Genomic DNA, 24,718 nt, shown 5'->3' on the forward strand with positions numbered 1-24,718 from the left:
GCCGTCGTATCGCGCCGGTGCGGGCCCACCCTCGGAGAAGCCCCCGGTACGCGTCCCGACCTCCCGAATCCCGAAGGAGCGCCCTCCTCGTGAAGCAGTCGTCCGTCCGCCGCAAGTGGACCTCAGCCGCCGTGATCGGCGGCCTCCTCATCTCGTCCGCCGCGTCCGCTCCCGCCTGGGCCCAGCGCGACACCGGCGACGTCAACGACGAGATCGAGCAGACCGACGAGGACCTGGCCGCGGCGGTCGAGGAGTACAACCAGCTCTCGCAGGACATCGACGACAACGAGCACCTCATCGAGGAGACCCAGGTCTACCTCGAGGACGCCGAGACGAACCTGAACTCGCTGCGCGACCAGCTCTCCGCCTACATCCAGTCCACCTATGTGGACCAGGGGATCGGCGACGCCGCGATGCTGCTCGACGCCGGCTCGCCCGACGCGTTCGTCGAGCGCCTCGACCGGCTCAACTCCGCGAACCTGTACAACTTCGCGCTCATGGACGAGCTGCGCGCCGCCTCCGAGGAGTACACGACCCAGCTCGACCTCCTCACCGACCTCCAGGCCGACCTCGCCGTCGACAAGGAGGCCCTCGAGGTCAAGTCCGACGAGCTCACCGAGCGGATCGACGAGCTCAACGAGGAGTGGCAGACCGTCGCGGGCGACGCCGTCAACGAGTTCGACCTGCCGCACATGTCCGACGAGCGGCTCGCCGTCGTCAACTTCGCGCTCGCGCAGCGCGGCGACTGGTACGTGTGGGGCGCGGCCGGCCCCGACAACTGGGACTGCTCGGGCCTCATGCTCGGCGCGTACGCCGAGATCGGGATCAACCTGCCGCACAACGCCGCCGCCCAGTACAGCCAGACCGCGCACATCAGCCGCGACGAGCTCCAGCCCGGCGATCTGGTCTTCTACAACAACCTGGCGCACGTCGGCATGTACATCGGCAACGGCCTGGTCGTGCACGCCCCGAACTCCTCCACGTACGTGAAGGTCGTGTCGCTCGACCACGGCAACTCCTACTACGGCGCCGCGACGGTCCTCCAGGACTAGGCGCCGCGCGCCCCTCCAGCACCACGGCCCCGCGAGACCTCTCGCGGGGCCGTTCGCATGCGCGGGTCAGGCGGGGTCGCAGCGGACGACGAGGATCGCGATGTCGTCGCGCGGCGACTCGGGGGAGAACGCCTCCACCGCCTCCAGGAGCGCGGTCGCGATCTGGCGGGCGCTCTTGCCGGCGGCGCCGCGCACGGCCCGCTCGATGCGCTCGTGCCCGAACATGGCGCTGCCGTCGCGGCGCTCGGTGACGCCGTCGGTGAAGAACACGAGGGCGTCGCCGACGTCGAGGCGGACCTCCTCGGGATTGACCTTGACGTCGGGGAACAGGCCCACGGCCGTGCCCTCCCGGCCCACCCACTCGACGCCGCCCGCGGCGCGCAGCAGCAGCGGCCGCTCGTGGCCCGACAGGCACAGGGTCGCGCGCACCGACCCGGCGTCGCCGCGGTCGAGCAGGGCCGACGCGATCGTCGCGTACCGCAGCTCGCCGGGCTGCTCCAGGAGCGTCGCGTTCAGCAGCTCGAGCGCGCGCGGGAGCGGGCGGCCGTCGCGGGCCATGACCCGCAGGACGTCCCGGACGACGCCGGTGACGGCCGCGGCCTGCGCGCCCTTGCCGCACACGTCGCCGATCGCGACCCACAGCCGGTGGTCGGGCAGCTCGGTCGCGTCGTAGAAGTCGCCGCCGACCTCGGTGCCGGCGACCGGGCCCGGCCCGGAGCCGGGGAGGCGCCGCGCGGTCGCGGGCAGGTACTCGGCGGCGAAGGAGATCCCGGTGACGTCCGGGAGCGACCCGGGCATGAGCGCGGCCTGCAGCTCGTGGGCGACGGCCTGGCGCTCGGCGTGGATGCGGGCGTTGTCGAGCGCGAGCGCCGAGCGCTTCGCGAGGTCGGCGACGACGGCGCGCTCCTCGGAGGAGTGGTGGCGGTCGGCGTGACGGCCGACGGTGAGGACGCCGATGGTCGCGCCGCGCGCCGACAGCGGCACCGCGATGCCGTCGAGGCCCCGCGGCACCGGCAGCTCCATGCCCGTCCACCCGTCGGTGGTGAGCGCGGCCGCGAGCGGCGGCGCGGCCCCCTCCAGACGGGTGCGCAGGTGCTCGAGCTCGCCCTCCTCGACGTGCGTGAGCGCGGCGAGCCGCAGGCCCGCGCCGTCGCCGGTGAGGTGGACGGCCGCCCAGCGGCCCAGCTGCGGGACGATGAGCTGCGGGATGAGCGCGACCGTGAGGTGCTCTTCGAGGGAGTGCGCCAGGAGCTCCCCGGCCTCGGCGAGGTACGTGAGCCAGCCGGAGCGGCGCTGCTCGTCGGTGCGCATCCGGTCGATCTGGACGGCGAGGGCGACGCGCTCGGCGACGAGCTCGGCCAGGGGCCGCCAGGACGGCTTCGGCTCGCCCGCGAGGAGCAGGCGGCCGTTCGCGGGCGCGGTGAGCGGCAGCGCGGCCGCGACGGCGGCGGTGCCGACGTCGCCGAACTTCGCGATGACCTGGGTGCCGGTGCCGTCGCCCGCGTCGTACTCGATGGCGCCGCCGTCGGCGGCGGTCGCGTCGTGGCAGCGGGCCAGGAGCTCGGTGACGATCTGGTCGACCGGGAGCCGCGACTGGAGCGCGGGCGCGACGGTGAGGAGCGCGGCGAGCTGCGCGAGGTCGGGCGCGGACTCGCCGTTCCCGACGTCGGGCAGCGGGCGCGGGGCCGGCGGCTTGTCGGGGTCGCGGTCGATGCGGAACCAGATCGACTTGCCGGTCTGGTCGTGCGTGGTCCCCCACGACGACGCGAACCGGTCCACCAGCAGCAGGCCGCGGCCGCCCTCGGCGGTGACCTCCGGCATGGCCGCCTCGAGCGGGTCGATGCCGCCGGAGCGGTAGTCGGTGACGGTGACGCGCACGCCGATCGGGTCGGCGGCCACCGTCAGGTTGATGTCGGTGCCGGCGTGGACGACGCCGTTCGTCGCCAGCTCGGTGGTGAGCAGCAGGGTCTCGTCGAGCAGCTCGGTGAGTCCGGCCTCGGCGAGGACCGCGCGGACGGCGGCGCGGGCGGCGGCGGGGGAGCGGTCGTCGGCCGGCAGCCGCAGCCGGCGGGCTGCCCTCTCGGGGTACGTCACCGGGCCAGTCTATGCCCGGGCCGCCCGGGCCCGCCGCACCCGTTCGGGCCCGTCTACCTGCCCCTGCGCCCGGCAGCGGAACGGGGGGCCCGGGNCCGGGGCGGCCGTCGTGTCGCATGCGGCCGGGGCGCCTCGCGGCGCCGGGGGCCTACTCCCAGTTCTCGGCGGCCCTGCGGCGGCGCAGGACCAGGAACACCACGGCGCCCGCGAGCAGCGCGGCGGCGGCCGAGGAGATCATGACGATCGAGGAGCTGCCGGTCACCGGGAGGCCCGGCTCCTCGGCGGTGGGGAGGTTCGGCAGGACCAGGTCGGCCTCGAAGTAGAACAGGCCGAAGTCGAGGAACCAGTCGCCCTCGGTGCCCTCGGTCTCGACGAGCTCGAGCTGGTTGTCGCTCTCGAGGTCGTACCAGCCCTCGGCGAGGGCCTCTTCGAGGCCCGCGGCGTCGAGGTCGACCGCGTAGTACGCGGCGGCGTCGTCAGCGTCGACCTCGCCGACGATGTCGTAGTACAGCGGGGTCGCCTCGGACGGGGTGTAGGTCTTCCCGGCCTCGGCCGCGAAGTCGGTCACGATGCAGGTCGCGCCCCACTCCCAGATGGTGCAGTTGTCGTACCCGGGGGCGGCGTAGGCGTGGTGGGTGAGGTTCCACGAGCCGTCCACGAGCAGGTCCTCGAGGCTCATCGTGTCGGTGAACACGAGGATCGTCGCGGCGGTCAGCTCGGGGTTCGCGGCCGCCTCCTCGACGTAGAACTCGGGCTGCGCGAGGACGGACTCGCCCTCGTTCGCGCCCTGGAGGATCTGGTCGAGGTACTGGTAGGAGTACACGTGCTCCCAGCCCTCGTCGGCGCCGTCCTCCTCTTCCTCCTGCTCGGGGAGCTCCCCTTCGGGGACCTCGGCCTCGGGCACCTCCGCCTCGGCGGGGTCCTTCTCCTCCTCGACCTCGGAGTTCTCCTCCTCCTCGGTCTCGACGGCCTCGGTCTCCGTCGCGGTCTCCGCCGGGGTGGTGGCCTCGTCGGCGGGGGTCTCCTCCTGCGCGAACGCGGGGGCGCCGGCCGCGAGCGCGAGGGCCGCCGCGGCCCCGGCCGCGGCGAGGCGCAGACCGGTCTTGTTGAGGGTGGACATACGTCTCCTATGCGATTCTTCGTTGGGGGGTGCGGCGTCCTGCTCTTCCGCTGGGGTCATAGCGGGTCCGAAGGAGCGCTGCACTGGTATAAACGCGCCTCAGTGGACAGCGGTTGCGTGTAGTCGTCGCTTTTCTTTCCGTGACTTGTGGTGACCGGGCACCTCTCGCTGAGTAACCTGCCTTCACGTTTGCCCCCAGGATGTGACAACCTGGAAGGGCCGCCTGTCTCCGCAGCTGAGGAACCACGCCATGACGGACACCGTTTCCCGTACAGCGAACCCGACCGATGAGTCCGACCTGCTCCGAAGCCTGGCCGATGCGCTGGGCGCCGTCGAGCGGGGCGACTTCTCGGTGCGGCTGCCACGCGGGGAGGGCCTGGCCGGGGAGGTCGTCGACCGGTTCAACGCCGTGGTCGAGCAGGCCGACCGGCAGACCCGCGACCTCGCGCTCATCGCCCGCGCGGTGGGCCAGGAGGGGTCGTGGAACCACCGGCTCGTCATCGAGCACCTGGACGGCGGCTGGTCCGAGGGCGCCGCGAGCGTGAACCGCCTGGTCGAGGACCTGGTGCGGCCCACGACGGAGCTGGGCCGGGTGCTGGAGGCGGTCGCGGCGGGCGACCTGTCGCAGGAGGCGGCCCTGGAGATCGACGGCACGCAGCTGCGCGGCGAGTTCCGGCGCCTCGGCGAGACCGTCAACCGCATGGTCGGGCTGCTGCGCTCGTTCGCGGGCGAGGTCACGCGCGTGGCGCGCGAGGTGGGCACCGAGGGCGCGCTGGGCGGGCAGGCGGACGTGCAGGGCGTGTCGGGCACCTGGCGGTCGCTGACCGACGCGGTGAACACCATGGCCTCGAACCTGACCGAGCAGGTCCGGTCCATCTCGACGGTGACGCAGGCCATCGCCTCGGGCGACCTGAACCAGAAGATCACCGTCAAGGCGTCCGGCGAGGTCGCCGAGCTCGCCGACACGATCAACTCGCTCACCGAGACCCTCCAGGTCTTCGCGGGCGAGGTCACGCGCGTCGCCCGCGAGGTGGGCACCGAGGGCCGGCTCGGCGGCCAGGCCGACGTGCCGGGCGTGTCCGGCACCTGGAAGGACCTCACCGAGTCGGTGAACGACATGGCATCGAGCCTCACCGACCAGGTCCGCGACATCGCGAAGGTCACCGGCGCGGTGGCGCGCGGCGACCTGAACCAGAAGATCGCCGTGCCCGCGCAGGGCGAGATCCTCGAACTGAAGACCACCGTCAACACCATGGTCGACCAGCTGTCGAACTTCGCCGACGAGGTCACGCGCGTCGCCCGCGAGGTGGGCACCGAGGGCCGCCTCGGCGGCCAGGCGCAGGTGTTCGGCGTGTCCGGGACCTGGCGCGACCTGACGCAGAACGTGAACCAGCTCGCCGCGAACCTCACCGAGCAGGTCCGCAACATCGCGAAGGTGACGACCGCGGTCGCCAAGGGCGACCTGAACCAGAAGATCACCGTCGACGCCCAGGGCGAGGTCGCCGAGGTCAAGAGCACCGTGAACACCATGGTCGACCAGCTCTCGCGCTTCGCCGACGAGGTCACCCGCGTCGCCCGCGAAGTGGGCTCGCAGGGCCGCCTCGGCGGCCAGGCCGACGTGCCGGGCGTCTCCGGCACCTGGAAGGACCTCACCGAGAACGTCAACCTCATGGCCGCGAACCTCACCGCGCAGGTGCGGAACATCTCCTCGGTGGCGAGCGCGGTCGCGAACGGCGACCTGAACCGGCAGATCACCGTGGACGCGCAGGGGGAGATGCTGGAGCTGAAGTCGACGCTGAACTCGATGGTGGCGCAGCTGTCCCAGTTCGCCGACGAGGTCACGCGCGTGGCCCGCGAGGTCGGCACAGACGGGAAGCTCGGCGGGCAGGCGAACGTGCAGGGCGTCTCCGGCATCTGGGAGGCGCTCACCGACAACGTGAACTCGATGGCCTCCAACCTGACCAGCCAGGTGCGGAACATCTCCTCCGTCGCCTCCGCCGTCGCCGCCGGCGACCTGAACCGGCAGATCACCGTCGACGCGCAGGGCGAGATGCTCGAACTGAAGTCGACGATGAACGCGATGGTCGACCGGCTCTCGTCCTTCGCCGACGAGGTCACGCGCGTCGCCCGCGAGGTCGGCACCGAGGGGCAGCTGGGCGGCCAGGCGAACGTGCCGGGCGTGTCGGGCACCTGGAAGGACCTCACCGACAACGTGAACTCGATGGCGTCGAACCTGACCAGCCAGGTCCGCGACATCGCGAAGGTGACGACCGCGGTCGCCAAGGGCGACCTGAACCAGAAGATCACCGTCGACGCCCAGGGCGAGATCCTCGAACTGAAGACCACCGTCAACACCATGGTCGACCAGCTGTCCAGCTTCGCCACGGAGGTCACCCGCGTCGCCCGCGAGGTCGGCGTCGAGGGCAACCTCGGCGGCCAGGCCGAGGTCGCCGGGGTCTCCGGCACGTGGCTCGCCCTGACCCGCAACGTGAACTCGCTCGCGGCGACGCTGACGCTCCAGCTGCGCGCCATCGCGAACGTCGCGCACGCCGTGGCCCGCGGCGACCTCACCCAGTCGGTCGACTTCGAGGCCGCCGGCGAGATCGCCGACCTGACCGAGTCGATCAACCAGATGATCACCGCGCTGCGGGACAAGACCCGGCAGAACACCGACGCGGACTGGCTCAACTCGAACCTCGCCCGCATCTCCTCGCTCCTCCAGGGCCGCAGGGGCGTCGAGGAGGTCACCCGGATGGTCCTCGACGAGGTCACGCCGCTCATCGACGCGCAGACCTCCACGTTCTACGTCCGCCACGAGGACGTCGCCGGGCACGTCACGTACCGCCTGAACGCCGTCTACGGGCACCCGAACCCGGGCGAGAAGAAGCTCATCGAGGACAACGAGGGCATGGTCGGGCAGGCCGCCGCGTCGAAGCGGACGATCCACCTGCACGACATCCCCGAGGGCTACCTGGAGATCTCCTCCGGGCTCGGCCAGGCCACGCCCACCGACCTCATCATCCTGCCGGTCCAGTTCGGCGACAAGGTCCGCGGCGTCATCGAGTTCGCCTCCTTCAACACGTACTCCGGGCTCCACAAGCGGTTCCTGGACGCGCTCGCGCCGAACGTCGGCGTCACCCTCGCCACCATCGAGGGCAACGCCCGCACCGAGGTGCTGCTGCGCGAGTCCCAGCGGATGGCGCAGGAGCTGCGGGCTCAGTCGAACCGGCTCCAGGAGACGAACGTCGAGCTGGAGGAGAAGGCGCAGCTGCTGTCCGCGCAGAACAAGGCGATCGAGCTGAAGAACGAGGAGGTCGAGACCGCCCGCAAGGACATCGAGGAGAAGGCCGACCAGCTCGCCCAGGCCTCGAAGTACAAGTCGGAGTTCCTCGCGAACGTCTCGCACGAGCTGCGCACGCCCCTGAACTCGCTGCTGCTGCTCGCGCGGCTCCTGTCGGAGAACACCGACGGGAACCTCTCCGAGCGGCAGGTCGAGTTTGCGCGCACCATCTACAACGCCGGCACCGACCTGCTCACCCTCATCGACGACATCCTCGACCTGTCGAAGATCGAGGCCGGGCGGATGGTCGTGTCGGTGCACCCGGTGGACCTCGCGGAGGTCCTCGGCGACATCGAGGCGGCGTTCCGGCCCCAGGCCGAGGACAAGAACCTCGAGTTCAAGGTGGACGTCGGCACCGGCGTCCCGCAGCTCATGCAGACCGACGGCCAGAAGTTCCAGCAGGTCCTGCGGAACCTCCTGTCGAACGCGGTGAAGTTCACGCGGGTCGGCTCGGTGACCCTCGCGGTGCGCCGCGTCCCCGCGGACCTCCGCTTCGACGCCCCGCACCTGAACGCGGCGGCCGAGCGGATCGCCCTGAGCGTCATCGACACCGGCATCGGCGTCGCCGAGGCGAAGAAGTCGATCATCTTCGAGCCGTTCCAGCAGGCCGACGGCACGACCCGCCGCAACTTCGGCGGCACCGGGCTCGGCCTGTCGATCTCGAAGTCCCTGTCGAACGCCCTCGGCGGCGACGTGTTCATCGAGCACACCGGCGACCACGGCTCCAAGTTCACGTTCGTGGTGCCGGTGGAGATCGACGCCGACGGCGACCTGCCGCTCATCCCCGCCGAGCTCCCGATCCCGGTCGTGGAGCCCGGCATCCTCACCGGCGCGCCCGAGACGCCGTCCTCGTCGGCGGCCGCGCAGCACCTGGAGGGGATGACGGTCCTCATCGTCGACGACGACATCCGCAACGTCTTCGCGCTCACCGCGGCCCTGGAGCTGCACGGCATCGACGTCCACTACGCCGAGAACGGCGCCGACGGCATCGACGCCCTCCAGCGGCACCCCGGGATCGACATCGTGCTGATGGACTCGATGATGCCGGGCATGGACGGCAACGAGACCACGCGCGTGATCCGGCGGATGCCGCAGTTCGAGGACCTGCCGATCGTGTTCCTGACCGCGCAGGCGCTGGCCGAGCAGCGGGAGCAGTCGGTGGAGGCCGGCGCGAGCGCGTACCTGACGAAGCCGGTCGACCTCGACCTGCTGCTGGACACGATGTCGCACTGGATCGGCGCGAACGGGAGCGGCGGCGCACACGGTGCGGCACCCGCGGACCCGCGCGGCGCGACCGGGCGCGACAATGGCGAACCGACCTCTGGAGGCACTGCATGAGCACCGCCCGCGTCCTGCTCGTTGACGACCGTTCCGAGAACCTCCTCGCCCTCGAGGCGATCCTCCAGGGGCTGCCGGTCAACACGATCGCGGTGACCTCGGGGGAGGAGGCGCTCAAGCGGCTGCTCTCGGAGGACTACGCGGCGATCCTCCTCGACGCCCAGATGCCGGGCATGGACGGCTTCGAGACCGCGCGGCACATCAAGCAGCGCGAGAAGACCCGCCACACGCCGATCATCTTCCTGACCGCCGCCGACCGCGACGCGCACCTGGCGATGCGCGGCTACTCGGTGGGCGCCGTGGACTACATCACGAAGCCGTTCGACCCGTGGATGCTCCGCACGAAGGTCAAGGTGTTCATTGACCTGTGGGCGCAGGGCCAGGCCCTGCGGCAGACCTCGGAGCGCACCAAGGACCTCCGCGAGCGCGAGGGCCTCCTGACGACCCGCCTCGACCAGGCCCGCACCGCCCTCGCCGCCTGGCACGAGGGCCGCGACGACGACCCCGAGATCCAGCGCATCCTCGCCCTCCTGGAGGCCGGGGCCGTCTGACCGTCCGTGTTCGAACCGCAACCGCGACAACGATTCGCGTTCGTGATGCGGTCGGGACTCCTGCCGCGGCGGAAAACCGGCTAGGGTTGTGCCGTGGTGCACCAGAAGCTCGACATCTCGGTATACCGCGAGTCGAACGAGACGATCGTGGCGTTGACCGGCGAAATCGACCTGCACACCGCCCCGCGCCTCACCGGCGCCGTCGACGCCGCGCTCGCGGAGGACCCCGTGCGGGTCGTCCTCGACATGCGCGGCGTGACCTTCTGCGACTCGCGCGGTCTCGGCACCCTCGTCATCCTCGCCCGCGCCGCCGCCCGCTCGCGCGCCGTCCTCGTCCTCGCGAACCTCGGCGAATTCCTCAAGCGGCTCCTCGCCGTCTCCGGGATCGGCGACCACTTCGTCATCCGCGAAGACCCCGAGGAGTCCGGGCCCGGCGCCGCCCCCGACCAGGAGCCCGCCCGATGACCACCGCCCTCTCCGAAGCGGCCGTGACGCTTCTGACGGTCCTCGCCATCGCCGGCGGCCTCGCGATCGTCGGCATCGCCCTCGCCTGGGCCGGCCTCGCCGGGAAGAACCGGGCCCTCATCGTCACCGGCGCGCTCGGCCTGTTCTCCGGCGGCCTCATCGTCCTCGGCTGGGCCATCGTCGACGGCTCCGGCGCCCGCGCCGCCGCCGTCGGCCTCATCGCCGCGCTCCTGCCCGCCCCGATCCTCGTCGGCACGTTCCTGTGGCTCGGCCGCTACCGGCGCCGCCCCTGGCTCGTCCTCGCGTTCTGCTTCGGCTGGGGCGCGTGCGTCGCCACCGCGATCGCCCTCGGCGTCAACACCGGCGTCGCCGTCCTCCTCCACCGCAACGGCCTCGACCAGAACCTCGCCGCCGTGATCTCCGCGCCCGTCATCGAGGAGATCGCCAAGCTCCTCGGCCCGCTCCTGGTCTACTGGACGGCCCGCCGCCACCTCACCGGCACCCTCGACGCCATCGTCTACTGCGGACTCGCCGGGGCCGGCTTCGCCGTCGCCGAGAACGTCCTCTACGCCTCCGGCGCCTACGTCTACGGCGCCTCCCTCGACGACGCCGCCGGCATCGCCCAGGTCACCATCCTCGTCGTCGTCCGCGGCCTCGCCACCATGTTCGCCCACCCCCTCATGACCGGCCTCTCCGCGATCGGCCTCGGCCGCGCCGCCCGCCTCCCCGGCCGCAAGGGCCGCCAGGCCGTCTGGATCATCGGCATGCTGCTGTGCGGCATGGGACTCCACGCCCTCTGGAACGGCTCCAGCGTCCTCGGCGTCGCCCTCGACATGCCCGCGCTCTGGTTCGCCCTCTACCCGGCGTTCCTCGCGCCCCTGTTCTTCACCATGGTCGGCGCCGCCCTCTGGCTCCGCGCCGCCGACGCCCGCCGCACCCAGACCGCCCTCGCGCCCCTGGTCGCGGCCGCCCAGATCTCCCCGCCCGAGCTCGCTTCCCTCGCCAGCTTCTCCCGCCGCGCCGCCGCCCGCGCCTGGGCCCTGCGCTGGGCCGGGAAGCCCGGCGAGGCCGCCATGAAGGACTTCCAGCGCGCCGCCTCCGACGTCGCCGAGCAGTACGACCTCGCGAGCATCGGCGCGCCCTGGAGCGAGCATCAGGTCCATGAAGGCGTGCAGCGCATGAACACCGCCCGCACCGCGTACGTCGGCCGCGACCCGCGCACCCCGCCCGCGCTGTGGGACGGCCGCCGCTACCACGTGGCGTTCCCCGACGGCCAGATGCGCCCCGTCGACCCGCCCGCGCAGCCGGTCATGCCGCTGCCGCTCGCCCCGCCCCCGCCTCCCCCTGCGTACCCTGTCACCTATGCATGAGGGACCCATCGGGCCCACCTCCTGGACCGCGTCCGACGCGCCGCAGCGGCGCACCGGTCGCCCCGTCTGGAGGGAGCCCCATCCCGTCCGGGTCGGCCCCGTGGCCGCCGGCGCGGCCCTGTCCGGCCTCTGGGTGCTGTTGTGGCTCTTGGCCTACGCCAAGGGCTCGGACAGCGGGGCGCTGACCGGGGCGGGCTTCGCCTGGGTGACTTTGGCCGCGAGTACGATCGGGGCTGTCGCCGCAGCCGCGCTGGCGCGCTACGGTGACCGCGGGGCGGCGGTCGGCGTATCGGCGGTCGCAGGGACGGCCGCTGGGGTCACCGGACTCTCATGCGAGCTGTATCTTTTGCTGACCGGCGATTGGATCCTGTGGTTACATCGACCGCGGGCCGCCACATCCTTCAGTAGGTCGTTCGGACAGCCGCCGCTCCGGCGCTGGTTCCATTGAGTGAGAAGACGGGGACGGATCGTGTCGTATTTCGCTGTGGCTGTGGGCCGCGAGGGCGACGATTGGGAGGCCGCAGAGGTCGACCTCGACGCTGTTGCCGACGTCGAGGACGCGGCCGAGGTCATGCGTGAGGCTTTCCCTGACGCGGACCTGACGCTGCTCTTCGTCGACGCCGACGACGAGTACCTGACGGTGATGCGCCTCGACAACGGCGACGACCTGCGCACCTTCGGCTCCGACGCCGAATACGCGTCGCAGTCGCGCCTGGGCGAGGCCCTCCTGGGCGACCTCGAGCCCGAGGACACCGAGGAGATCGACTCCGAGGACGAGGAGTCCATCGCGGCCCGCCCGACCGAGCTCGACGCCGAGCCCGTCGGCGAGGCGGACCTCCTGGGCGACCTGGGCGTGCCCGGATCGACCCTGCTGGCCCTGTGCGCCAAGGAGGGCATGATGCCCTCCGACGTCGTCTCCGAGGTCGCGAAGTCGGTCGGCTTCGCCGAGGCCCTGGAAGACGCCACCGGCGCGTAGCCCCATGCAGTCCCGCCGCGAGGTCCACGAGCACTGGATGCGGCGCGCCCTCGACGCGGCGCGCGGCACCGGCCTCCCGGCGGGCGGCGAGGCGCACCCACGGCCCGGCAGCCCGGCACGCCAGGCCGACCGCACCCCGGTCCCTCCCCGGCCCGACCTGCCCGTCGGCGCCGTCGTCGTCGGCCCCGACGGGCGCGAGCTCGCGGCCGCCGCCAACGCCCGCGAAGCCCTCGGGGACCCGACCGCGCACGCCGAGGTCCTCGCCCTCCGCGCTGCCGCCGCCGTCCACGGCGACGGCTGGCGGCTGGAGGGCTGCACCCTCGTGGTGACCCTGGAGCCGTGCACGATGTGCGCGGGCGCCGCGGTCCTCGCCCGGGTGGGTGAAATCGTGTTCGGCGCTTGGGAACCCAAGACCGGCGCGGTCGGCTCCCTCTGGGACGTCGTCCGCGACCCGCGCCTCAACCACAACCCCGACGTCTACGCGGGCGTCCTCGAAGACGAGTCCGCGGCCCTGCTGCGGGAGCATTTCGGACGGAATCCGAACTAGAAGCTCAGGGGACGGAGTCCGAACTAGCGGTCTCCCGGCTTCAGCCTTCAAACCGGACAAGCGAAGGACCCCCGATGCCAAGGGTGGCACGGGGGTCCGACAGTCGTGATGCGCCGCTCGGGCCGCTACTCCGGCGCGGTGGCGGCCTTCTCGGCCTTCACCTCGCGGCTGCGGGCCAGCAGCTGCGCGATGTCGATGACCTCGACGTCCTCGCGTCCCGCGTCGGCGACGCCGTCGCGGAGCATCGTGGAGCAGAACGGGCAGCCCACGGCGACGGTGTTCGCGCCGGTGGCGACCGCCTCGTCGGCGCGCTCGCGGTTGACGCGCTTGCCGATCGGCTCCTCCAGCCACATGCGGGCGCCGCCCGCGCCGCAGCAGAACGACTGCTCGTTGTTGCGCGGCATCTCCGTGACCTCGGAGAACGTGCCGAGCAGCTCGCGCGGCGGCGTGAAGATCCGGTTGTGGCGGCCCAGGTAGCACGGGTCGTGGTAGGTCAGCTTGCCCTCGTGCTGCTCGACCGGGGTGATCTTCCCGGCCTGTACGAGGTCGCCGAGGAGCTCGGTGTGGTGCACGACCTCGTAGTTCCCGCCGAGGTCCTCGTACTCGTTGCCGATGGTGTTCAGGCAGTGCGGGCAGGTCGCGACGATCTTGACCGCGCCGACCTCGTTCAGCGTCTCCACGTTCTGCTCGGCGAGCATCTGGTACATGAACTCGTGGCCGATGCGCCGCGCCGAGTCGCCCGTGCACGTCTCGGCCTCGCCGAGGACCGCGAACTTGACGCCCGCGTCGTGGAGCAGCGTCGCCACCGCGCGGGAGGTCTTCTGCGCCTTGGGGTCGTACGCCCCGGCGCAGCCCACCCAGTACAGGTACTCCCAGTCCCCGCCGGCCTCGGCGATCGGCACCTCGAAGTCGAGCGGCTCGGCCCACTTGAGGCGCTGCGCGGGGTTCTCGCCCCACGGGTTGCCCTTGTTCTCCAGGTTGCGGAGCATCGTCTGCGCCTCGGCCGGGAAGTCCGACTCGATCATCACCATGTTGCGGCGCAGGTCCAGGATGTGGTCGACGTGCTCGATGTCCACCGGGCACTGCTCGACGCACGCGCCGCAGGTCGTGCACGACCACAGCACGTCGGGGTCGATGACCGACCCGATGATCGAGATCGGCTCGATCTCCACGGCGGTCCCGCCGCGCTCCTTCGCGAGCGCCGCGGCCTTCAGGTACGGCGCCTGCTCGTACAGGTGGTCGCGCAGGTCCGTGACGAGCTTCTTCGGCGACAGCGGCTTCCCGGTGTTCCACGCGGGGCACTGCGACTGGCAGCGGCCGCACTCGGTGCAGGTGGAGAAGTCGAGCAGGCCCTTCCATGAGAAGTCGGTGATGACGTTGACGCCGAACGGGTCCGTCTCCGGGTCGGCGGCCTCGAAGTCCGCCGGCTCGCCCTTGACGAGCATCGGCTTGGCCGCGCCCAGCGAGACCGCGCCGCCCGCGTTCCGCTTGAAGTAGATGTTGAAGAAGGCCGTGACCCGGTGCCAGCCGATGCCCATCGACGGGTGCAGGGCCAGCATCAGGAAGAACGTCCACGACACGAGGATGTCGAGCAGCGCGACCAGGGTGATGGCCGTCAGCAGCGACGACTCGGAGGCGCCGTCCCAGACGCCGGCGACGAGCGAGGAGACCGGGGAGGTCCACTCGTGCTCGATGTCGCCCAGCGCCACCTTGATCGTGCGGATCGTCATGTGCGACAGGACGATCGTGAAGATCGTGGCCTCGATGTAGAAGGCCATCCACTGCCGCGAGCCCTCGAACCGCGACGACGAGCGCCGCTGTCCGGCGTCCGACGCGGTGCCCTGCGGCGGCACCTTGTTCGCGCGCGGCTGCCGGAAGATCCGGACGAGGAAGAGCGCGAGGATCGCCACGCCGGTGAGCACCGTGAGGATCTCCGAGCCGAGCAGCCACAGGCTCCAGTGGCCGACCACCGGCAGGGCCCAGTGGGGGTTGAGGACCTCGAAATACGACTGGAGGAGGGCCGGGAACAGCAGGAAGAACCCGAAGAACACGGCCCAGTGGGCCAGGCCCACCCAGTGCCACTGGAGCATCCTGGTGTGGCCCAGCGACTCCCGCAGCATCGTCTTCACCCGCGTGCCGCGGTCGCCCTTCCGGGTCAGGTCCGGCGCTCCGAGCCTGACGAGCGCGAGCATTCCCAGCCCGGCGCGGACGAACAGCCAGACGGCGAGCGCGGTGTACGCGAACGCGATCACGGCCGTGACGATCTGGACGACTCCCATGGCGACCTCTCGACGGTGCTTCCACACGGCGTGTTCCCACACGACCGTGCTGTCACACGACAGTGCGATGCTGCCGATCACCCTACATGTTACTGATCGGTAGCCATCCTGTCGAACCGCCATGCGAATGAACCGCCCGTCTCCCCCGCAACCGGTTCCACACGCCGCGCGTGTACACGGAGCCGCACCTTCGGACCGGCACCCGTCAACCCCTCCCACAACCCCCCATAGGACATCTGCATGAACGACGCTTCCCGCCAGAAGCGCCCCCGCCGCGCGATCGGCCGCGCCGCGGCCGCCGCCGTCGTACTCGGTGCGACCCTCCTCGCCTACCCGGTCGGCACCGCCTCGGCCCAGGAGGAGTTCGACTGCGACGCGATTCGCGACGACCGGCGGAGCCCGAGCATGGCCCGCGCCTTCGAAGCGGCGGCATACTGCGGATTCGAGATCCGCGTGTCGACCCGCTCCGACCCGTACTCGATGCTCTACGCCACGCCGGAAGGCCAGTACCACCTGGAGGCCACCGCCGCCCCGACCGGCTGGAACGGCGACGAGTCCGACGTCGATCCGAGCCTGATGGCATTCGACGGCGGGCTCACGCAGCGCACCTCCGCCTGGAGCTTCTGGCTCCAGAACATCGACAAGACGCAGCCGCTGTTCTTCTCCTGGGGCGGCGTCCTGGACTGGAACGGCGCGGACCCGACGCCCACCTACGCCGACACCACGGCCGTCTACGACGAGCTGGCGCCCGGCCTGGACCTGCGTGTGGAGATGGACATCGGCACCGCGGAGCTGCGGTTCACCGCGGACGACGCCGAGGCATGGCAGGACCTCTCCTCCGGGCTGCGGCTCCAGGACGCCGACGACGCCGTCCTCGAGAACGGGTCGCTGCGCATGCCGATCGAGTCGGTCCGCGAGATCGGCGCCGTGGAGACGACGCCGTTCACCGGACTCGACGCGAACGGCGCGTTCACACCGGTCGGACTCGAGCTCGGCGATGACGACGCGCTGGCGCTGACCCTGCCCGCCGGCGCCCTCGAGACCACCGCGTTCCCGCTCACGGTCACCACGCAGTGGGCCTACCGGGGACCGGGCATCGGCGAATGGGGCGCGGTCTCCTCCGCCGCCCCCGACCTCGCCGCCTACCGGGGCATCGGCGCCGGCACGGACGCGAGCTTCCTCGAACACCCTGACAGGAGCGGCGACGCCGGCGTCGGCCCCTACTGCGACGGCTTCGCCGCGGACTGCACCGACACCTCAGAATCCGCCTCGTACTGGAACTTCTTCACGGAGCACATCGACGAGATCCACCGGTACGACGAGACCCACGAGTGGCACCAATCAGTCGACCGGGCGACGTTCTCGATCGACCTGGCCCCAGACGAGAACGGCGAGTTCACCTGCCGTACCCCGGACTTGGTGCCCGTGGACGGCTACCGGCCCGACGTCACCTGGAACAACCGGCCCGAACCCGTCGGTGCGCCCACAGCGGCGCAATGCGAGGACGAGGTCGTCGAGTACGACGTCACCGATGCCGTGACCACCGCACTCGCCGACGGTGCTGACGTCACCGAGATCGCCTTCGGGATGACCGAGAGCACCGAGAAGGCGCGCTTCCACGGCGGCTCCGCCCGCCTCGACGTCTACTACGACGCCTTCGGCGTCGAGTACTTCGCGCCGGACGAGAGCCGCTGCGACGAGAACCCGGACCAGCCGGCGGTCTTCGGCCCGACCTACCTCCCGTACGGCGGCTTCTTCGCCGAATTCACGCCTGTCGGGGCGGGCTACACCTGGACCGCGGACTTCGACGACCGCGACACCGGCGAGACGGTCCTCTCGACCGAGCCCGTCTGGCTCGTACAGGGCCGACAGCCGGAGCAGCGCCTCGAGGCCGGGGTGCTCCCCACCGGGCGGTACGCGATCGAGTTCGCGATCCTCGACGACGAGGGCAGCACGGTGTACCGCTCACCCTCATGCCACCTCACCGTCGACTCGGTGAAGCCCGAGATCGTCGGCATCGAGCAGTCGGGCAGCCCGCTGTACGTCGGCGACACCGTCGGCTTCGACGTCGAGGCCACCGACCCGGACTTCGCGGGCGCGACCTCGAAGCTGCGCGTCGAGTGCCTCGCGGCCGCCTGCGACCCGCAGACCGTGCACCTCGACGGCCAGTCGGTCGCCTCCTTCGAGCTGGAGCTGACCGAGAACGAGACCACGGTGTCGTTCAGCGCCTCCGACATCGCGAACACGGTGTGGAGCGACACCCGCACCCTCCTCACCTCCCACGACCAGAACGACTTCGACGGCGACCGCCACCAGGACCTGGTCGCCGCCCGCAAGTCCGACGGCCACCTCCTCCTTTACCGCGGCAACGGCGACGGCACCCTCAAAGCACCCGTCTCCCTCGGCGCGGGGTGGGGGTCCATGGACGTCGTCATGGCCGGCGACCTCACCGCCGACGGCCTCCCCGACCTCCTCGCCCGGGACACCAGGACCGGGGACCTCTACACCTACCCTGGTGACGGCGATGGCGGGTTCGACGCGCGGATCCACGTCGGCACCGGCTGGAACGCCGTCCGGATCTTCACATCAGGCGGGGACTTCAACGGCGACGGCAAGAACGACGTGCTCGCCGTCCGCAAGTCCGACAACAAGCTCTACCTCTACCCCGGGCGCGGTGACGGGGGCTTCTCCGTGGCGACCGCGGTCGGCACCGGCTGGGGCTCGATCGACACCGTCACGGCCCTCGACGACACCGACCGCGACGGCGAGTTCGACCTCCTCGTCCGCAACGGCCGCACCGGCGGATACCACCTGTACTACGGCGACGGCACCGGCGCCTTCCCGCGCACCAGCGCGGTGTGGGACCTCCTGCCCGACAGCACCGACCCGAGCGTGTACAGCCACTTCACCGGCGCCGGAGACCTCGACGAGAACGGCTACGCGGACCTCGTCCGGATCGAGTCCCAGACCGGTCAGCTCGAGATCGAGACGCTCAAGGAGAACGGCTTCGCACTCAAAGCCGGCCGCGTCATCGCCTCGGGCTGGGGCGCCAACCGGCTCCCCGTCGCCGACACCGACGGCGCGTACGACTACGACAACGACGGCGACACGGACCTCATCGCCCGCAACGGCAGCAGCGACGAGACCTACCTCTACGGCGGCACCGGCACTGGGGCCTTCGGGCCCCGCGTCGAGTGGGGCCCGCTCCTCGGCGACCTCGACCTGATCGAGACCGCCGGCGACCTGACCGGCGACGGCCACGACGACCTCCTCGGCCGGGTCGCCTCCACCGGAGTGCTCTACGTCTATCCCGGCACCGGCGACGGCGGGTACTACCACGGCGGCCGCATCCGGGTCGGTGGCGGTTGGGACGCGATGAGCGCCATCGTGTCCGGGCAGGACTACAACGGGGACGGGAAGGTCGACCTCGTCGCCCGCGAGTCCGCCACCGGGAACCTGTGGTTGTACCCGGGCACCGGGACGGGTTCCCACGGTGCCCGTGTGTTGATCGGGACCGGTTGGAACGGCATGTCGCTGATTACCGCGGTCGGGGATCTCGACCATGACGGGATCGCGGACGTCATCGCCCGGAAGAACTCGGACAACTGCCTGTACTTCTATGCCGGCAAGCCCGCTGGTGGGGTGAAGAACGGGGTTCAGATCGGCTGCGGTTGGAACGTGATGAACACGATCGCGGCCGTGGGTGACTTCAACGGCGACGGCCACGTCGACTGGGTCGCGAGGCACACCAACGGCAGCCTCTACCTGTACAAGGGCAACGGCGCCGGCACCTACACCGGCTCCGTCGTCATCGGCACCGGCTGGGCCGGCATGGACCAGATCGCATAACTCCGATCCCCTCGGACACAAGGACATCTGAATGAACCGAATCCCATCGAGGCGCACCCGCGCCCTCCGCAGGCTCGCGGCCGCCACCGCGGCGGTCGTCGGCACGGCCCTGCTCGCCGCGCCCGGCCCCGCATCGGCGCAGACGGTCGACTGCACCACGCTCGGCGACCTGCCCACCGCAGACGGCATCGCGAACGCCCTCGAAACCGCGATCACCTGCGGTGTCGAGGTGCGCGTCAAGAACCGCACGTACATGTCGTCGACGATGTACGCCACGCCAGAGGCGCAACTGCACCTGGCGCTGACCTCCACTCCGGAACTCGCGCCGCTCAGCGGCACCCCCTCGGACCGCAAGCTCATCGAATCGGACGGTGTCCTCAAGCAGGGCACGTCGGGTGCGGTGCAGCTCCGGAGCTCGAACACCGAGGCACCGCTGATCCAGGTCTCGTCGGCGGAACTGGACTGGCCGGGTAGCACACCCGTGCCGACCTACGAGGCCGCGTCCGCTCATTGGGAAGGGCTGGCCGACGGACTCGACTTGACCGTCGACCTGGGCACGGCGGATCTCGGGCTGCGGTTCGGCGTCGCGGATGCCGATGCCTGGGCTTCGCTCGCCTCCGGCCTCACCGCTGGTGGCGCCTCATGGTGGACGACGAGTACCGCCGCCGGCGCGATCCGCTGGGACGCGGACGACTACGACTCGGCGCTGTGGACGACACCGTTCGTCGTTCGAGACGCTGCGGGTGCTGCCAGCCCCGTCGAGCTCTCGCTCGACGAGAGCGGGGCGCTCACCATGGATCTGCCCGGCGACGTGCTCGAGAACGCGGCGTTCCCTCTCGACCTGTCGACGCAGTGGGGTCGCACGGGCCCGTTCATCGGGGAGTGGGGTTCGATCAGCTCTGCCGCCCCCGAACAGGGAATCTACCGAGGCGAAGCCGGGTTGGACGACCCGTATTTCGAGGCCGCCGGGGAGACCGGCGACGCGATCGCCGGCGGATACTGCGACGCGTTCGCCACGGAGCCGTGCAGCGCCCAGGCCGCATCGTACTGGAAGTTCCGCTGGCCGCTCCTGCAGCAGATCTCCTCATCCGACGGCCACTTCTTCCAGTACCAGGTGGAGTCGGCGCAGTTCACTGTCGACGCCGCCGAAGGCACCGAATGCGTCGCCCCCGACCTCGATCTCACCGAGCCGTACACCCCGGCGGTCACCTGGAACGATCGGCCCTCCGTCGTCGATGCCGCCGCCTCCGGGACCTGTGCGGACGGCACCGCGGTGTACGACGTCTCCACGGCACTGACTTCCGCATGGGCCGACCCCGGCCACTACGACTCGGTCACCTTCGGCACGGCCGCCACCACCGACACCGCCCGCTTCGACGGCGGCTCCGGCCGCCTCGACGTCTACATCGACACCATCGGGTTCTACTTCCTCCAGATCAACGGCTCGGCGTACGTCTGCAACCTCCCGTACGGCCGGACGGCCGACACCACTCCGGTGTACGGGAATTTCCCGCTCCGGACCTGGCGGCCCGATCTGGTCGACTCCGGCCTGACCTGGTCCGTGTCGATCACCGACGCGGAGACCGGCGGGATCGCCTTCGAAACCGAACCGGTCGCGGCGACGGGCGATCGGGTACCGACCGTCAGCATCGACGCGGCGAACGCGCTGGCGGACGGCGGATACGACGTCCAGTACGAGTTCGCCTCGACCACGACCGGCGTCGTCTACCGGCCCACGCCATGCTCCTTCACCGTGGACACGAAGGCCCCCGAGATCGTGGAGGTCGCCGTGGAGCCGGGCCCGTACCTGGTCGGCGACAGTGTAAGCGTGGAAGTCACCATCGCTGACGAGGGCTTCCCCGCAGAGGACGGTGCGAGGGTCGTCGTGAGCTGCTACAGCGACGAGACCGAGTGCTCGCAGAGCAACGTCTCGCTCTACGACCGGACCACCGCATCGTTCGAGCTCGAACTCAAGAACAGCGGCAGCACCGACATCTGGTTCGATGCGACCGACGCCGTGTACAACTCCGGGGCAGGCACGAAGATCACGCTCAAGCCGACGACATCGCGGAACGACTTCGACTCGGACGGCTACCAGGACCTGGTCACCGTTCGCAGGTCCGACGGGGCGCTCCTGCTCCATGCCGGCGATGGAGACGGCGGGTTCGCCGAGGCCGTGACCGTCGCCTCCGGCTGGGACGCGATGACGGTCGCCATGGCGGGCGACCTCACCGGTGACGGGATCCCCGACCTTCTCGCCCGGGACGACCGCACGGGACGCCTCTACACCTATCCGGGGGACGGTCAGGGCGGTCTCGCGCCTCGCATCCAGGTCGGCACCGGTTGGAATGCGATCAACTCCTTCGCTTCGGGAGGAGACTTCGACATGGACGGCGACCTCGACCTCCTAGCGCTCCGCCGGGCCGAAGGGAGGGTCTACCTCTACCCGGGGCTCGGCGACGGCACCTTCGGCAGCCGATCCGTCTACGGCGGCGATGCCTCGTTCTACGGCTCGGACTCGCTGGTGGTCCTCGAGGACGTCCATGGAGAGGGGCACGCCGAGTTCATGGTCCGCAACCGCGGCACCGGAGGTTACACCGTCTACCTCGGAGGAGACGGCCTCGAGATCGGAGGCCGCATCGACGTCGACGCCGCGCTCCGCGGCGGAGACGAGCGCGATTTCAGCCAAGTCCTGCCGGCAGGCGACTTGAACGGCGACGGCTACGGCGATTTTGTGGCAGTGGACTCTCGGACCGGTGAACTGGTCCTCCGCTCCTGGTCGGAACCGGCCGCCGCGTCGCTCATCGCCGCCGAGACGATCGACCAAGGCTGGGGAGGCCAGGATCTTCCGGCCGGGCCTGCGGACCTGACCAACGGCATCGGGCTGGTCGGGACCGACCTGTTCGCCCGCAGAAGCTCCGACGGCACGCTGTTCCTCTACTCGGGCGACGGGCTCGGCGGATTCAGGGCCGAGGGGTACGGTCCCACGGTCGTCGGCACCGGTTGGAACGGCATGAACCTGGTCGAGAACGCGGGCGACTTCAACGGCGACGGCTTCGCGGACCTCTTCGCCAGGGAGGCCTCGACCGGTACCCTGTGGCTCTACCAGGGCGCGCCCGGGGCGCGGTTCAGCTCTCGCCTCAAGATCGGCGGAGGCTGGAACGCCATGAGCGCCATCGTTGCCGGACACGACTACGACGGTGACGGCAGGTACGACATCCTCGCCCGCGAGGCGTCGACCGGAAATCTCTGGCTGTACCCGGGCACAGGGTCCGGCACCCATGCGGCCCGGGTCCTGATCGGCACGGGCTGGGGCGGGATGTCGCTGATCTCCGCGGTCGGAGACCTCGATCACGACGGTGTCAATGACATCGTCGCCCGGCGGAACGCTGACAACTGCCTGTACTTCTACGCCGGGAAGCCCGCCGGGGGCGTGGAGGGCGGCGTCAAGATCGGGTGCGGCTGGGACGTGATGAACACGGTCGCCTCCGTCGGGGACTTCAACGGGGACGGACACGTCGACTGGGTGGCGAGGCACACCAACGGGAGCCTGTACCTGTACGCCGGGAACGGAAAGGGCGCGTACTCGTCGTCGAAGGTCGTCGGGACCGGCTGGGGCGGGATGGATCTGATCGTATAGCGCAGTGAGGGAAGGGCCCGGGCGGCGGACTGCGGTTCGCTGACCGGGCCCTTTTCATCCGTTCGGCCCCAATACGGATCGTGCTGCGTCAGATCGCGGAGAGTGAGCGTCCTATTTACATGGCGCGGAACGCGCCGAACCAGGACCCCACTCACCCCGACAGGATGCATTGTGATGCAACGCTATTCAGGAAAGCACCGGCGGCAGCGCCGCCTCCGCCACGTCCTCGCCGCCGCGACCGCCGCTGCTGCGGCGGGGGCCGTGCCCGGCGTGGCCGCCGCTCAGGCCGACACCGCCGAGGAGGCCGTGGAGGCCCAGGCCGTGCAGTCGCGCAACGACTTCGACGGCGACGGCAACCAGGACCTGATGGTCGTCCGCAAGTCGGACGGCAACCTGCTGTTCTACGCCGGCAACGGCGACGGGACCTTCGACCCGTCCGTGGCGGTCGACGACGGCTGGGGCGGGCTCGACATCGCCATGGCCGGCGACGCGACCGGCGACGGCGAGGCCGACCTCCGCGCCAGGGACCGGGAGACCGGCGTCCTCTACACCTACCCCGGTGACGGGAGCGGCGGCTTCGGCGCCCCGATCGAGGCCGACACCGGCTGGACCGCCCTCGGCGCGTTCGCGCCCGTCGGCGACGAGGCCGGCGAAGCCGGCGTGATCGCGGTGAACCGCGTCGACGGCAAGCTCTACCACTACGCGGACAACGGCGACGGCACCCTCGCCGCCGGCGTCGCCGTGGGCGGCGGCTGGCGCGGGTACGACAACCTCGCCAACCTCGGGGACGTGGACGCGGACGGCAACGCCGACTTCCTCGCCCGCAACTCGAGGGACGGGAGCTACTACGTCTACTTCGGACTCGGTGACCAGCGGTTCGGGAACCGCGTCGCGGTCGACCACGCGCTCGGCAACGACTACGACGACCGCTACTACCACCAGGTCGCCGGCGTCGGCGACGTCGACGGGGACGGCTTCGCCGACGTCGCCGCCGTCGACGCCCGCTTCAGCCAGATGTGGCTCCAGGGCTTCGACGCGGACGGCGGCACCGTCCACGGCGGCACCCTCGTCGGCCGCGGCTGGGGCGCCATGAACCTCCCCGCCGGGGACCTCGACCTCACCTACGACTACAACGGCGACGGTCACACCGACATGATCACCCGCCACGGCACCACCGGAACCACCTCGATCTGGCTCGGCCGCGGCTCCGGCACCCTCTACAACTCCATCGCCCTCGGCGACGACCTGAAGGACATGGACCTCATCGAGACCGCGGGCGACGCGAACGGCGACGGGTTCGCCGACCTGTTCGCCCGCACCCAGACCGGCGTCCTGTACATCTACCCGGGCACCGGGACCGGCGACTACGACGCCGCCGCGCGCGACGTCGTCGGCTCCGGCTGGGGCGCGATGAGCACCATCGTCGGCGGCCACGACCACAACAGCGACGGCAAGCCCGACATCTTCGCCGTCGAGGAGGCCACCGGCCGCCTGTGGTTCTACCCCGGCAACGGGAACGGCGGCTGGGGCACGCGCACCTCGCTGGGCACCGGCTGGGCCGGCTTCAGCCACCTGACCGCCATCGGCGACCACGACAGCGACGGCCACGCCGACGTCATCGCGGTCGACGACCAGACCGGCTGCCTGAACTTCTTCGGCGGCCGCGGCGACGGGACCCTCGAGACCGGCGTCCAGCTCAACTGCGGCTGGGGCGTCATGAACGCCGTCGTCGCGGTGGGCGACTTCAACAACGACGGCTGGACCGACTGGATCGGCCGCCACCAGAACGGCTTCCTGAAGTTCTACGGCGGCGGTGGCAACGGCACCATCGAGATGACCTGGCAGTTCGGCAACGGCTGGAACACCCTCGACATCCTCGCGTAGCACGTGGACAGCGAAATCCGCGCTCCTTTCATACACTGAGTGAGGCGCCGACCCCCGGTCGGCGCCTCACTCTCGACGAGGGGCCCGGCGAGTCGAAATCCGATCTGCGAAATCCACTTCGGTCGGATAGGATTCGCCGGGTGCCCACGCCGGTCGGCACCCGGAGCCCCCTTCTCCCGCACACCTCCCAGAACCCCCCGAACCCCCTGGACA

General features: G+C 70.9%; 13 protein-coding genes. 10 read left to right on the top strand and 3 right to left on the bottom strand.

Annotated elements, in window-relative coordinates; genetic code table 11:
• Positions 1–89 precede the first annotated feature (89 nt).
• Positions 90–1,052: a C40 family peptidase gene (locus ABD419_RS11500; protein WP_344486189.1), complete on the top strand. Its 963-nt coding sequence runs from the start codon at positions 90–92 to the stop codon at positions 1,050–1,052.
• Between the two features lie 66 nt (positions 1,053–1,118).
• On the opposite strand, the gene ABD419_RS11505 is transcribed toward ABD419_RS11500, so the two are convergent.
• Both ABD419_RS11505 and ABD419_RS11510 read right to left on the bottom strand, forming a co-directional pair.
• Positions 1,119–3,146: a SpoIIE family protein phosphatase gene (locus ABD419_RS11505; protein ID WP_344486192.1), complete on the bottom strand. Its 2,028-nt coding sequence runs from the start codon at positions 3,144–3,146 to the stop codon at positions 1,119–1,121.
• A 148-nt stretch (positions 3,147–3,294) separates the two neighbouring features.
• Positions 3,295–4,266 (bottom strand): LPXTG cell wall anchor domain-containing protein, encoded by a 972-nt coding sequence (locus tag ABD419_RS11510; protein ID WP_344486195.1) that lies wholly within the window; start codon positions 4,264–4,266, stop codon positions 3,295–3,297.
• 250 nt (positions 4,267–4,516) lie between these two features.
• On the opposite strand from ABD419_RS11510, the gene ABD419_RS11515 reads away from it, so the two are divergent.
• The 6 genes from ABD419_RS11515 to ABD419_RS11540 all read left to right on the top strand — a co-directional run bounded on the left by ABD419_RS11515 (position 4,517) and on the right by ABD419_RS11540 (position 12,853).
• Complete coding sequence (locus ABD419_RS11515) at positions 4,517–8,944, top strand: HAMP domain-containing protein (RefSeq protein WP_344486198.1); 4,428 nt, start codon at positions 4,517–4,519, stop codon at positions 8,942–8,944.
• A complete protein-coding gene (locus ABD419_RS11520; RefSeq protein ID WP_344486201.1) occupies positions 8,941–9,495 on the top strand; it encodes a response regulator in 555 nt (184 codons plus the stop codon). The genes ABD419_RS11515 and ABD419_RS11520 overlap by 4 nt, the downstream gene beginning before the upstream one ends.
• Before the next feature lie 93 nt (positions 9,496–9,588).
• Positions 9,589–9,960, top strand: a complete 372-nt coding sequence (locus ABD419_RS11525; RefSeq protein WP_344486204.1) for an STAS domain-containing protein — start codon at positions 9,589–9,591, stop codon at positions 9,958–9,960.
• Positions 9,957–11,330 (top strand): PrsW family intramembrane metalloprotease, encoded by a 1,374-nt coding sequence (locus ABD419_RS11530; RefSeq protein ID WP_344486207.1) that lies wholly within the window; start codon positions 9,957–9,959, stop codon positions 11,328–11,330. The genes ABD419_RS11525 and ABD419_RS11530 overlap by 4 nt, the downstream gene beginning before the upstream one ends.
• 469 nt (positions 11,331–11,799) lie before the next feature.
• A complete protein-coding gene (locus ABD419_RS11535; RefSeq protein ID WP_344486210.1) occupies positions 11,800–12,306 on the top strand; it encodes a tRNA adenosine deaminase-associated protein in 507 nt (168 codons plus the stop codon).
• 4 nt (positions 12,307–12,310) lie between these two features.
• Complete coding sequence (locus ABD419_RS11540) at positions 12,311–12,853, top strand: nucleoside deaminase (protein WP_344486213.1); 543 nt, start codon at positions 12,311–12,313, stop codon at positions 12,851–12,853.
• A 125-nt stretch (positions 12,854–12,978) separates the two neighbouring features.
• Here ABD419_RS11540 and ABD419_RS11545 read toward each other — a convergent pair whose 3' ends face one another.
• On the bottom strand, positions 12,979–15,132 hold the full coding sequence (locus tag ABD419_RS11545) for a (Fe-S)-binding protein (protein ID WP_344486624.1): 2,154 nt from the start codon (positions 15,130–15,132) through the stop codon (positions 12,979–12,981).
• A gap of 240 nt (positions 15,133–15,372) precedes the next feature.
• Here ABD419_RS11545 and ABD419_RS11550 point away from each other — a divergent pair, with 240 nt between their 5' ends.
• The 3 genes from ABD419_RS11550 (at position 15,373) to ABD419_RS11560 (ending at position 24,505) form a co-directional block, all read left to right on the top strand.
• Positions 15,373–18,981 (top strand): FG-GAP repeat domain-containing protein, encoded by a 3,609-nt coding sequence (locus tag ABD419_RS11550; RefSeq protein ID WP_344486216.1) that lies wholly within the window; start codon positions 15,373–15,375, stop codon positions 18,979–18,981.
• Positions 18,982–19,012: 31 nt separating this feature from the next.
• Positions 19,013–22,621, top strand: a complete 3,609-nt coding sequence (locus tag ABD419_RS11555; RefSeq protein WP_344486219.1) for an FG-GAP repeat domain-containing protein — start codon at positions 19,013–19,015, stop codon at positions 22,619–22,621.
• Between the two features lie 174 nt (positions 22,622–22,795).
• A complete protein-coding gene (locus tag ABD419_RS11560) occupies positions 22,796–24,505 on the top strand; it encodes an FG-GAP repeat domain-containing protein (protein ID WP_344486222.1) in 1,710 nt (569 codons plus the stop codon).
• The last annotated feature ends 213 nt before the right edge of the window (positions 24,506–24,718 follow it).

The organism is Glycomyces endophyticus (genome assembly GCF_039531525.1).
Lineage (GTDB): Bacteria > Actinomycetota > Actinomycetes > Mycobacteriales > Micromonosporaceae > Glycomyces > Glycomyces endophyticus.